Annotated in this window: 11 protein-coding genes and 2 tRNA genes; 9 read left to right on the top strand and 4 right to left on the bottom strand. The window is 56.1% G+C overall.

Translation table 11 applies throughout. From position 1 onward, the window contains the following. Window positions 1-254 precede the first annotated feature (254 nt). Window positions 255-1,877 carry a long-chain fatty acid--CoA ligase gene (locus BUC32_RS19505; RefSeq protein WP_073257181.1) on the bottom strand — a complete coding sequence of 541 codons (1,623 nt, stop codon included), beginning with the start codon at window positions 1,875-1,877 and terminating at the stop codon, window positions 255-257. Between the two features lie 200 nt (window positions 1,878-2,077). Between BUC32_RS19505 and BUC32_RS19500 the strand changes: the two genes are divergently transcribed. Beyond that, on the top strand, window positions 2,078-2,989 hold the full coding sequence (locus tag BUC32_RS19500; protein WP_073257174.1) for a pirin family protein: 912 nt from the start codon (window positions 2,078-2,080) through the stop codon (window positions 2,987-2,989). Window positions 2,990-3,109: 120 nt separating this feature from the next. Here BUC32_RS19500 and BUC32_RS19495 read toward each other — a convergent pair whose 3' ends face one another. Beyond that, entirely contained in the window at window positions 3,110-3,697 is a 588-nt protein-coding gene (locus BUC32_RS19495) for a TetR/AcrR family transcriptional regulator (protein ID WP_073257171.1), read from the bottom strand. A 100-nt stretch (window positions 3,698-3,797) separates the two neighbouring features. Here BUC32_RS19495 and BUC32_RS19490 point away from each other — a divergent pair, with 100 nt between their 5' ends. The 8 genes from BUC32_RS19490 (at window position 3,798) to BUC32_RS19455 (ending at window position 9,580) form a co-directional block, all read left to right on the top strand. After that, the gene (locus BUC32_RS19490; protein WP_073257168.1) at window positions 3,798-4,040 is read left to right on the top strand and encodes a hypothetical protein; all 243 of its coding nucleotides are present in this window, start codon (window positions 3,798-3,800) and stop codon (window positions 4,038-4,040) included. 119 nt (window positions 4,041-4,159) lie between these two features. Beyond that, complete coding sequence (locus tag BUC32_RS19485) at window positions 4,160-5,446, top strand: homoserine dehydrogenase (protein ID WP_073257166.1); 1,287 nt, start codon at window positions 4,160-4,162, stop codon at window positions 5,444-5,446. Window positions 5,447-5,528: 82 nt separating this feature from the next. Then, complete coding sequence (gene glpX / locus BUC32_RS19480) at window positions 5,529-6,491, top strand: class II fructose-bisphosphatase (protein ID WP_073257164.1); 963 nt, start codon at window positions 5,529-5,531, stop codon at window positions 6,489-6,491. A gap of 13 nt (window positions 6,492-6,504) precedes the next feature. Then, window positions 6,505-7,071: a cysteine hydrolase family protein gene (locus tag BUC32_RS19475; protein WP_073257162.1), complete on the top strand. Its 567-nt coding sequence runs from the start codon at window positions 6,505-6,507 to the stop codon at window positions 7,069-7,071. Continuing rightward, a complete protein-coding gene (gene recJ / locus BUC32_RS19470; protein ID WP_073257160.1) occupies window positions 7,068-8,810 on the top strand; it encodes a single-stranded-DNA-specific exonuclease RecJ in 1,743 nt (580 codons plus the stop codon). The genes BUC32_RS19475 and recJ overlap by 4 nt, the downstream gene beginning before the upstream one ends. A 94-nt stretch (window positions 8,811-8,904) precedes the next feature. After that, a complete protein-coding gene (locus BUC32_RS19465) occupies window positions 8,905-9,276 on the top strand; it encodes a hypothetical protein (protein WP_073257178.1) in 372 nt (123 codons plus the stop codon). Between the two features lie 103 nt (window positions 9,277-9,379). Continuing rightward, window positions 9,380-9,454, top strand: a tRNA-Glu gene (locus tag BUC32_RS19460). 51 nt (window positions 9,455-9,505) lie between these two features. After that, a tRNA-Glu gene (locus BUC32_RS19455) sits at window positions 9,506-9,580 on the top strand. A gap of 171 nt (window positions 9,581-9,751) precedes the next feature. Here the strand turns inward: BUC32_RS19455 and BUC32_RS19450 are convergent. Both BUC32_RS19450 and BUC32_RS19445 read right to left on the bottom strand, forming a co-directional pair. Next, window positions 9,752-10,264, bottom strand: coding sequence for a hypothetical protein (locus BUC32_RS19450; RefSeq protein ID WP_139280807.1), 513 nt, complete (start codon window positions 10,262-10,264; stop codon window positions 9,752-9,754). Window positions 10,265-10,915: 651 nt separating this feature from the next. Further along, window positions 10,916-11,287, bottom strand: a complete 372-nt coding sequence (locus tag BUC32_RS19445) for a helix-turn-helix domain-containing protein (RefSeq protein ID WP_073257156.1) — start codon at window positions 11,285-11,287, stop codon at window positions 10,916-10,918. Window positions 11,288-11,355: the final 68 nt, after the last annotated feature.

Genomic DNA, 11,355 nt, shown 5'->3' with positions numbered 1-11,355 from the left:
CTTGCTTTGGTCCCAACATCGAAATTACCCCCGTTGCTAGGAACAATTGAATCAGTGACACAGCCTCAAATCAATAAGAGTTTTTCAACAGAATCCGCCGTTAACGACCAATGCTGCACTTGAACCAGATGTCTGCATTGGGCTCAAAGCCGACCTTCCCCTTGCGAACCGTTGCTCTCACCGGACCTTCTTTTGCTCTCAACGGACCTTCTTTCCCAATGCAGCGTAATTCCACTTCTCGTTTAGACCCCGGCCTAACCTGCGGGCAGCACGTGGTCTTTGTACTTCTTGCGCAAAGTCAGCTTGGAGACCTTTCCTGTCGCGGTCAGGGGCAGTTCGTCCACGAACACCACGTCATCCGGCAATTGCCACTTGGCAAAGTGCTCATCCAAAAGCGCCATCAATTCCGACACTTCAGGTTTGCCCTCGGGGGATGGCACAACAATCAGCAAGGGCCGTTCATCCCATTTGGGATGCGCCACGGAGATCACCGCGCAATTGGCCACTTTAGGGTGCGCCATGACAGTGTTTTCCAGATCCAGAGAACTGATCCATTCACCGCCCGATTTAATCAAGTCTTTGGCGCGGTCGGTGATCGTCAGATAGCCGTCTTTGTCGATGGTCGCGACATCTCCCGTGCCAAACCATCCTTCGGCGTCGAAAGCCGCAGCACTGGCTTCGTCATTGTGGAAGTACCCCGACGTGATCGCATTACCGCGCACGAACAATTCGCCTGCGGCCTCGCCGTCATGGGGCAGACGCCCGCCGTCTTCATCCACAATCTTGAGGTCCACGCCAAAGATACGCCGCCCTTGCTTGCCTTTAAGCGCCACCTTTTCGTCCATCGACAGATGCTCCAGATGGGCGGGCAGATTGCCTTGGGTGCCAACCGGGCTCATCTCGGTCATACCCCAGGCGTGACAGACGTTCACGCCGCGCTCTTCAAAGTCGCGGATCATGCTGGCGGGTGCGGCCGAGCCCCCGACAACCATGTCACCAAAACCATTTGGAATACGCCCCTGTTTGGCAATCTCGCCTTGCAGACCCAGCCAGACGGTGGGAACGCCCCAGGCCGAGAACACATTTTCGGTGTCCATCAGGCGGAACAGGCTTTCGCCATCCAGCGCCGGACCAGGAAAGATCAGCGACGCGCCTGTGAGTGGCGCGGCATAAGGTAAACCCCATGCGTTGACATGAAAGAGCGGTACAACGGGCAGAATCTTTTTGCCCGGTTGCAACGCCGCAGGCAGGCCAAGCCCCACCATCATGGCATGCAAAACGGTCGAGCGATGGGTATATAGCGTACCCTTGGGGTTGCCCGTGGTGCCGGACGTATAGCATAGCGCCGCGGCGGTCTCTTCGGAAAACTCCGGCCAGTCATAACTGTCTGCCTGACCTTCCAGCAGTTCTTCATAACAAAGGTAGTCACCCTCTGGCATATGGGCGCGATCCGTCATCACCACGATTTTGAGCCCATCAGGCCATTGCCCGCGCAAGGCGGCAACCAGTGGCACAAAAGTGAGGTCTACAAACAGCATCGTGTCTTCGGCGTGGGTGACAATATAGGTCATTTGTTCCGCCGACAGTCGCGGGTTGATCGTGTGGCAGACAGCCCCGATGCCTGAGATCGCATAGTACAGCTCAAAGTGGCGATAGCCGTTCCACGCCAGTGTCGCGATCCGGTCTCCGGTTTTAGCCCCTTGGGCGTTAAGCCCATGCGCCAGCCGCGCCACACGTTCAGAGGTTTCGCGGTATGTGGTGCGATGAATGTCGCCTTCGGTACGGACCGACACGATCTCGCCCGTTGGATGTATCTCGGCGGCATATGTCAGAATGTCCGCAATCCTCAGCGGACGCATCATCATTGAACCCAGCATCATCAGCCCTCCCCGGCGATTTCCTGATATGTGTTTTGTTCACTATGCCAATACCATCTGGTGTTCGAAACCTGTTTTTCAAACGGCCGTTTCGTTGCCCACTGTGATCAAGTGCACAAGTCGCGTTCAAAGGTACACAGTCTGTGCCATTGTGCAAAAGCCAACGCGCCTTAAGTTGAAGGGAACAAAGGAGACACCCCATGTCTATCAGACCTGTTCTTGAACAACGCGCCGCCACCCCCACGATGGAGGGTGCGGGCGTACATCTGCACCGTGCTTTCGGGTTTCAGGATCCAGAAGAGCTGGACCCGTTTTTGATGATGGACCACTTCCGCAACAATGATCCGGCCAAATTTTCCGCAGGCTTCCCGTGGCACCCGCACCGGGGCATTGAAACCATCACCTATGTGCTGTCGGGCTCGGTCGAACATCAGGATTCACTGGGCAACACCGGCAATCTGGGAGCAGGCGACGTGCAATGGATGACGGCGGGTTCCGGCATCCTGCATCAGGAAATGCCAACCCCGGACGCTCAAGGCACAAACCACGGCTTTCAACTCTGGGCCAACCTGCCGCGCGATCTCAAAATGGCCGCACCCCGCTATCAGGATGTCGCCGCCAAAGAAATTCCCGAAATCCAGGAAGACGACGGCACCCGTGTGCGTGTAATTGTGGGCAGCTTCTGGGGCAAATCCGGCCCCGTAGACGGCATCGCTGCCGATCCGCAATACCTTGATATCTTTGTGCCCGCAGGTGTGAAAAAGACCTTTCCGGTTGATACATACCGCCGTGCCTTTGCCTATGTATTCGAAGGCGACGGGGCGTTTGCCGATGCCTCTGCCCCTTCGGGCGTGTTGTTGGAGAAAGAAGTTGCAGGGGAAGAAGTCAACATCCGTGATATGTCCGGGGACCGCACTTTGGTGCGCTTTGGCACTGGTGACGAAGTCACGGTCCAGGCAGGCGAACAGGGGGTGCGTTTTCTGCTGATCTCGGGCGCGCCTATTCAGGAACCCGTGGCCTGGCACGGGCCCATTGTGATGAACACTCGTGAAGAATTGCAACAGGCTTTCGCCGAGCTGCGCAACGGCACGTTCATCAAACCAGCCCACTAACAGGCGCTCGTGCCAGACTTCATCTTGGTAAAAATACTCCAGGGTCCGGGGCAGCGCCCCGGCCACGCCCAACGTTTTTGACGCATCTTTGATGCGGATAAAACGGCGGGAGGATCTGGTTCAGGCAGAAACTGACTTTCGGACCATGTCCCAGTAAATACGCTCGACCTCATCCAGCGACAGGCGCCCACCTTCACGGTACCAAGTGTTCACACCGGTCAGCATAGCAATCACCGCCAAAGTCGCAATCTTTGTATCAGACACGGCAAAAAGGCCCTCACCAACCCCAGCCTGAAGAATTGCCTCCAACTCGTCCTCATAACGACGGCGCAAACCTTCGATGCGCGCGAAATTCTCTGGTGTCAGATTGCGCAGCTCCATATAGGCGATGAACACTTCTTCCGGGCGCTGAGAGTGAAACCGGATATGAAACCGGGTAAAGGCCTCAAGGCGGGCCATGGCAGACCCTTCTTCAAAGGCTTCGGCGCGTGCCTCCAAAAGCTCCTGCATATGGGTTTGCATCAGATCAAACAGCAAACTCTGTTTGTCCGGCGTATAGTTATACAGCGCCCCTGCCTGCACGCCGACGTCCTTGGCGATTTGGCGCATAGAAACAGCGGCAAATCCATGCTGAGCAAACAGGGATAAGGCCGCCGCGCGCACGCGTGGGCCGGTGATGTCGGAATGAGAACCTGTGGTACGTGCCATGCCCTCAGGTTAACTGAACATCCGTTCACTTAAAAGCCTCACTTGCCTGAAACCGTTCTCTGGTGCAAAAAGCGTTAAGTGCCCTGCAATGAGATGGCCCATGCGATCAATCTTTTCACTGACCTGTGTTGCCTTGCTGGCGTCCTGCGCGCAATTTCCTGAGGTGGATCAGGTGACAAGTCAGGACATTGGCGATGCGACCTATCCGGATCTCATTCCCGTCAAAGAGATGGCAGAGCCCGGTCCGGGCTATCTGGACGAAAACAGCGCCAGCAACCTTGAAGGGCGCCTTAACGGGTTGAACCGGCGCGCGGACGAATTGCGCAATCGCCCCATCGAATAAGTCGGCCTCATCCCTTTCGGACAACGCCTTTCCGATCTCTTTAGATGCAATAGCTGCGTTGCACCCGTTGTCTGAACCCGCTACATGGCGAACAGGATTTAACTCGTGAGGAGCAGACCATGACCACGCCTTTGCGTCTTGGCATTGCCGGATTGGGCACCGTTGGTGTCGGTGTCATCAAAATCGTTCGCCAAAAGGCTAATCTTCTGGCCCAGCGAACCGGGCGCCCGGTGGTCATTACAGCGGTGTCTGCGCGGTCGCGCGACAAGGACCGCGGTGTATCTCTGAGCGACTACGCCTGGGAGGACGATCCGGTCGCTCTTGCCAAACGCGACGATGTGGACGTGTTTGTCGAACTGATGGGCGGTCATGAGGGACCAGCCAAGGACTCGATTGAGGCTGCCATTGCATCTGGCAAGGACGTGGTCACCGCCAACAAAGCTTTGCTTGCGCACCATGGCCATGCTCTGGCCACTGCTGCCGAAGACAAAGACCTCGTCATTCGTTTTGAAGCGGCGGTTGCAGGTGGCATTCCGGTGATCAAGGCCCTGACCGAAGGGCTCGCGGGCAATGACATCACACGGGTGATGGGCGTGATGAACGGCACCTGCAACTATATCCTGACCCGGATGCAGGACGCTGGCCTTCCATACGATGAGGTTTTTGCCGAAGCCGACGCATTGGGATTTCTCGAAGCCGACCCAAATTTGGACGTGGGTGGCATTGATGCGGGCCACAAGCTGTCGCTGTTATCATCGATCGCCTTTGGCACCGAAGTGGATTTCGACGGGGTCGAGCTGGAGGGGATTCAGCGCATCTCGATCGAAGATATCGAACAGGCCGAAGACCTTGGATACAAGATCAAACTGCTGGGCGTGGCCCAGATGACAGGTCGCGGTCTGGAGCAGCGCATGTCACCTTGCCTCGTGCCGGCAGACAGCCCGTTGGGGCAACTCAAAGGCGGCACCAATATGGTGGTGATTGAAGGCGACGCGGTGGAACAGGTTGTCCTGCGCGGCCCCGGCGCGGGTGAAGGTCCAACCGCAAGTGCGGTGATGGGCGACGTGTGTGATATCGCGCGCGGCTTGCGCATTTCAACCTTCGGCGTGCCGGTCGGAACTCTGACCAAAGCCAAATCTGCCCAGTCAAACTCGCCCGCACCCTACTATCTGCACCTCACACTTGAGGACAAACCCGGCGCACTGGCCAAGATTGCCACAGTCCTTGGCGAAAACGGCATCAGCATCGACCGTATGCGCCAGACCCGCCACAGTGACGCCAATGCGCCTGTGCTGATCGTGACCCACAAAACGCAACGCGCGGCACTGGATGCAGCCGTTGACGCGATGAACGCCACCGGTGTGATGGTAAACGCGCCGGTTGCTCTGCGCATCGAAACTGTCTGAGCGATACTTAGCGCAAAACCTTGTGCGCTGCGGCGTGCAGGACTAAACCCAATAGAACAAAACTCATTCCAAGGATTCCACTATGCCGACCAAAGCCGAATTTCAGGATCGTATGCTGTCACTGGGCCTGGCCCGTGTGGCTGAACAAGCCGCCCTGGCCTCTGCCAAACTGGTGGGTCGTGGTGACGAAAAAGCCGCAGATCAGGCCGCTGTGAACGCCATGCGCGATCAGCTGAACCTGTTGGACATCGCCGGCGTTGTGGTGATTGGCGAAGGCGAACGTGACGAAGCGCCAATGCTTTATATCGGCGAGGAAGTTGGCACCGGCAACGGCCCGGGCGTAGACATTGCACTGGACCCGCTGGAAGGCACAACGCTGACCGCCAAAGATATGCCCAACGCGCTGACCGTGATTTCGATGGGACCGCGTGGATCAATGTTGCACGCACCGGACGTCTACATGGAAAAACTGGCCATCGGCCCGGGCTATCCGACCGATGTTGTATCGCTTGAAATGAGCCCGAAAGAACGCGTCGAGGCGCTGGCCAAAGCCAAGGGCTGTGACACAACAGACATCACCGTTTGTATTCTGGAACGCCCCCGTCATGAGGCCATGATTGCTGAGGTCCGTTCGACCGGAGCGGCGATCCGTCTGATCACGGATGGTGACGTGGCTGGTGTCATGCATTGCGCCGAGGCAGAGGTCACAGGTATTGACATGTACATGGGCGACGGTGGCGCCCCCGAAGGTGTTCTGGCCGCGTCTGCATTGAAATGTATGGGCGGGCAAATCTGGGGTCGTTTGTTGTTTCGCAACGACGACGAACGTGGCCGCGCCGCCAAAGCCGGAATCACAGACCTTGATCGCATTTACAGCCGTGACGAGATGGTCACCGAGGACGTGATCTTTGCCGCAACTGGCGTGACCGAAGGGTCGCTGGTGGCTGGCATCAAGGCCGAACCCGGCTGGGTCACCACAGAGACAATCATCATGCGTTCAAAAACCGGGTCGGTGCGTCGCATGACCTATCGCAGCCCCGTCTGAACGAAAGCATGCCATGCACCCTGCCCTTCTGCTGATCGATATCGAGACTGCTTTTCGTGACCTGACATTTTGGGGCGCGCGGAACAATCCTGATGCCGAAGACAAGGCGGGCAGGTTGCTAACACAGTGGCGCAAAGCAGGCGCGCCAGTTGTGCATATTCGCCATGTCAGCACCAATCCCGGCAGCCCGCTGGCTGCGGGTAAAGGTGGCACCGATTTTATGCCCCAAGTGGCGCCCCTGCCGGGCGAGACTGTGTTTGAAAAATCCGCCAATTCCGCCTTTATCGGCACCACGCTTGAAGCACATCTGCGCGACTTGGGTGTCACCGATGTGGTGACCTGCGGGTTGACCACTCCGCATTGTGTGTCGACCACCAGCCGCATGGCCGCCAACCTTGGGTTCAACACTGTGCTGGCGCATGACGCTTGTGCGGCCTTCGCATCCTGCGCCCAAACGGACTGGAATCCGGATCTGGCGCCAATGTCGGCCGAAGACATTCACAACGCCGCCATCGCCCATATTCACGGCGAGTTTCTGACCGCGCGCACTGTGGAATCCATCATTGCAGACCTGACATGAGCGATTTTCTGGGGATTTCCGCGTCATTGACAGGCCGCCGTTGGCTGGGTCCCTCAATCGAAGTGAACCGCGCCGGCGAAGCTTTGGCCCAACAGACAAATCTGCCGCCTGCGTTATGTCAGGTTTTGGCGCGGCGTGGGGTCACTGCGCAAGAATCGGCCTCCTTCCTAGAACCAAAACTTGCTGACTTGTTGCCGGACCCGCGTGGCATCAAGGATATGGAGCCGGCCGCAGAGCGGTTCTTGCAAGCCGTGAGAGCCAAACAGAAGATTGCTGTCTTTGCAGACTATGATGTGGATGGTGGCAGCTCAGCGGCCCTGCTGATCACATGGTTACGCGGCATGGGGCTGGCGGCGACCCTTTATGTTCCTGACCGGATCGACGAAGGTTATGGCCCGAACGCGCCTGCCATGGCCGCATTAGCCAAAGACCACGACCTGATACTTTGCGTCGATTGCGGCACGTTAAGCCACGAGCCGATTGCTGCGGCCAAGGGCGCGGATGTGATCGTTCTGGACCACCACCTGGGTGGTGAAACCTTACCATCCGCTGTGGCGGTGGTGAACCCAAACCGGCAGGACGAAAGTGGTGAGCTGGCCCATCTTTGTGCCGCCTCGGTGGTATTTTTGATGCTGGTCGAAGCCAATAGGCGTTTGCGTGACGCAGGCGCCCAAGGCCCCGACCTGATGGCTTTGCTGGACCTTGTGGCGCTGGCAACAGTGGCGGACGTGGCGCCATTGATCGGCGTCAACCGGGCGCTGGTGCGGCAGGGTTTGCGGGTGATGGCGCGGCGCGAACGCCCAGGTGTTGTGGCACTGGCGGATGTGTCGCGCATGGATGCCATGCCAAACAGCTATCATCTCGGGTTCCTGCTGGGCCCACGGGTTAATGCAGGCGGCAGAATTGGTCAGGCCGATCTGGGTGCGCGGCTTTTGGCGACTGACGATCCCCATGAGGCCGCCGCTATGGCCGCACGACTGGATCAGCTAAACACTGAACGCCGCGATATTGAGGCCTCGGTGCGGGCTGCTGCTATGGAACAGGCCGAAGAGCGCGGGTTTGACGCGCCCTTGGTCTGGGCCGCGGGCGAAGGCTGGCATCCGGGTGTTGTTGGCATTGTTGCCAGCCGCCTGAAAGAAACCACCAACCGCCCGGCGATTGTGATTGGTCTGGACGGTGACGAAGGCAAAGGCTCGGGCCGCTCTATCAGCGGTGTCGATCTGGGCGCGTCGATCCAAAAACTGACCGCCGAGGGGCTTTTGCTCAAGGGCGGAGGTCACAAGATGGCCGCTGGCCTGACGGTCGCACGCGATCAGCTGGAACCGGCAATGGAGCGGCTTTGCGAATTGCTGGCCAAACAGGGGGCAGGTGATGCAGGTCCCGCCGATCTGAAACTGGACGGGATGTTGATGCCACAGGCTGCAACCCCCGAGCTCATCAACGATATCGACAAAGCTGGCCCTTTTGGCGCGGGCGCCCCTGCCCCGCGTTTTGCCTTTCCCGAAGTGGAAATCCGCTTTGCCAAACGGGTGGGTGAGAGCCATCTAAAGCTCACCTTTGGGGACACGTCAGGCACCCGTCTGGATGCGATTGCTTTTGGGGCGTATGACACTGCCCTTGGCACCCGGTTGGAAAACCATGGCGGATCGCGCTTTCACCTTGCTGGTCGACTGGAAATCAATTCGTGGGGCGGACGCCAGTCTGTGCAACTGCGTCTTGAGGATGCCGCCGAGGCGTAAGGCCTGCGGCAACACGCACTTTGACAAGGCCGACAATTCAACCTTTTCTGACACAAGGTTACGCGCATCCAATATGCATCGCAAAAGGCCGACCATGTCAAAATTCAAAACTGCGGCTCTGATCGCCATCGTCTTTGGCCTCCTGACAATTTTTTCCGGAGGCAGCACGCTGTTTGCCGGTCTCGATATGGGCACGGTGGTCCCCTTTGTTTTGTGGTTCAACTTTCTTGCCGGATTCGCCTATGTCACTGCGGGATTAGGGCTTTGGGGCGAAAAACCATGGGCCGCGAGGCTTTCAATGCTGATCACGACCGCGACTTTGCTTGTCGCGTTTGCCTTTGCGATTCATGTTTTGCGCGGCTTGCCTTACGAGCCACGAACCCTTGGGGCCTTGGTGTTCAGGTGCGGCGTTTGGCTCTGGATCGCCTGGGTGGCGCGCAGCTTGACCAGACCGGCTTTGTTGTAAGTTTTGAATTCGGAGCCATAGCGATCCAAAAAAATTCAAGAGTCCCAAATTTCCACTTGCGTCGGAACGGCGCTTTGCCTAAATACCGCCTCAGCTTCAGCATGGCCCGTTCGTCTATCGGTTAGGACGCCAGGTTTTCAACCTGGAAAGACGAGTTCGATTCTCGTACGGGCTGCCACCAAAGCGATTTCCGATAATTCGGAAACAAAATTGAGCCACCGGTTCACGTGGCCCGTTCGTCTATCGGTTAGGACGCCAGGTTTTCAACCTGGAAAGACGAGTTCGATTCTCGTACGGGCTGCCACCAAGTCTTCCTATATTGCCGAGTAGCGACAGCACTCAAATTTAAGGCGATATTTCAAACTCCTACGGAAACTCCCACCACACAGAAACGCCTAAACGGAGACGAATTCCTCCATTTCTTGCGAAGTGACTCTGTTGGCCAAATTTGTCTTTCCAGTTTGGGTTTGAAGGATTAAAGCGTGGTGATCAGCTCGCGCTGTTCTGCCCAATCTGACGGGACAAAGTGAGTCGCAATCCATGTGGATGTCAGCCCGATTGGCTGTTTTCCAGCCAGAACATCGCGCACGATGTCAGGGGCCAGAAACGCATAGTCCAACATTTGCTGCACGCGCTTTTTGGTGGTGTTTTCTAAATCCGCGATCTCGGCAAAGGTTTCACCTTTCTTAATCCGCCTGAGCCAGTCCTGCCTCTTCGCGATGTTGGCGGTCAATGCCTTGTCGATACTCAATGCGGAACCGGACATAAAAAAGCGGGCTTCAATGCCACGGCGCTTTTGCGTGAAGGGCACCTCAAAGCAGAGCACTTCGGCGCTGGTGTCTTCAGAATTAACCTCAAGGTTTTGCGCCAGCATTGCGGCATCTAGGGTCACAGATAGGGAACCTTCGAAAAGATCCTTCAATACGGAGAATTCCAATGGGCCCAGAACCTCAAGTCGTTTCAGTTCGGTTCTAAAATCTTTGTCCATGTCTGCCTCGTGCAATGCCATGTGGAAATGGCAGGAGGCATCGGACTCGAACCGACTCGTGCAGTCTAATCTGGAGCTACAGGGATATAAGCCCCGCCCGCATACCCATGCTGCCTCCCGAAAATCGGGTTATCGGATAGAATCCGATATTCGCAGGCAGGATGATGTGAGCAGGAAGTGCATGAGATTGACGCTTTGTCTTGGTATGGTTCGAAGTCAAGAGCTGGTTTTGAAAAGGTAACCAGCCAGCTGATAGGAGATCAGCAGGTGAGCGTTTAGCCTATGGGCGATGTGAGCTTGTTCGAATCCATAGCGTCATTGATTGATCTCAGACGGCAATTCGTCAAGTGTCTTGGATTCGCGGCACACTGCAACTCTGGGAAGTTTCAACCCCAATGGCAGCTTTGCGAACCCCAGTAAAACAGGGGTTCGCGAAGTTTTTGGACAAACTATGCTTCGTGAAACCACTCAGAAATTGCTCGTATGGACAAACTATAAGTGTCTTATCAACAACATGCAAAAACCGGCAGTAGTTGCCCAAATGCAGAAATCGAAAACCCTTATTCCTATAAGCTCAGAAATGACCGCGGCGGCCTACTCGCCCAAACGACAACCAAAAGATGCCCAACGTCGGTGTTGATTTTTAAAAAATTATGTCGCCACTTTTGTCTTTTTGTTTTCTACGGTGACGAAATAGCTAGGTCGTTGATCATCACTTGTGGGTGTAAAAATGATTTCGACATCTAGACCTAGTTTTATCATAAATCCCAAAAGTGCATCCAAAGAAAATTCAAAGAGCTTTCCTGTTTTTAGATTTGTAAGCGTTTCTGGAGAGACACTAAGAAGCTCAGCTGCTTGGTTCTGGCTTAAGTGAAGGTCTTCGATTATGGAGTTAATTTGCCCAGCCGTTAATGCTTTCAACTTCATCTGAGCAGGTTCTTCAAATCCAAGATCTGCAAAAACGTTTTCACTGCCAGGTGTAAATTTTTCTCTATTCTGAGCTACTCCCCATTTGTTGGACAGGATCTGGCGTAGTTTAAGCTACTTTTCGCTCCTGCTGATCAGGGTTGGTTGTTTCAATTCCCTGCCAA

Source organism: Shimia gijangensis, from assembly GCF_900142085.1.
GTDB lineage: Bacteria > Pseudomonadota > Alphaproteobacteria > Rhodobacterales > Rhodobacteraceae > Shimia > Shimia gijangensis.
Note: the sequence above shows the minus strand (reverse complement) of the source record. Positions and strands in the feature narration are given on the sequence as shown.

Bases quoted from the DNA above. Each gene is read 5' to 3' on its own strand.
- BUC32_RS19505 (WP_073257181.1), bottom strand. From the start codon at position 1,877: ATGCTGGGTTCAATGATGATGCGTCCGCTGAGGATTGCGGACATTCTG.
- BUC32_RS19500 (WP_073257174.1), top strand. From the start codon at position 2,078: ATGTCTATCAGACCTGTTCTTGAACAACGCGCCGCCACCCCCACGATG.
- BUC32_RS19495 (WP_073257171.1), bottom strand. From the start codon at position 3,697: ATGGCACGTACCACAGGTTCTCATTCCGACATCACCGGCCCACGCGTG.
- BUC32_RS19490 (WP_073257168.1), top strand. From the start codon at position 3,798: ATGCGATCAATCTTTTCACTGACCTGTGTTGCCTTGCTGGCGTCCTGC.
- BUC32_RS19485 (WP_073257166.1), top strand. From the start codon at position 4,160: ATGACCACGCCTTTGCGTCTTGGCATTGCCGGATTGGGCACCGTTGGT.
- glpX (WP_073257164.1), top strand. From the start codon at position 5,529: ATGCCGACCAAAGCCGAATTTCAGGATCGTATGCTGTCACTGGGCCTG.
- BUC32_RS19475 (WP_073257162.1), top strand. From the start codon at position 6,505: ATGCACCCTGCCCTTCTGCTGATCGATATCGAGACTGCTTTTCGTGAC.
- recJ (WP_073257160.1), top strand. From the start codon at position 7,068: ATGAGCGATTTTCTGGGGATTTCCGCGTCATTGACAGGCCGCCGTTGG.
- BUC32_RS19465 (WP_073257178.1), top strand. From the start codon at position 8,905: ATGTCAAAATTCAAAACTGCGGCTCTGATCGCCATCGTCTTTGGCCTC.
- BUC32_RS19450 (WP_139280807.1), bottom strand. From the start codon at position 10,264: ATGGACAAAGATTTTAGAACCGAACTGAAACGACTTGAGGTTCTGGGC.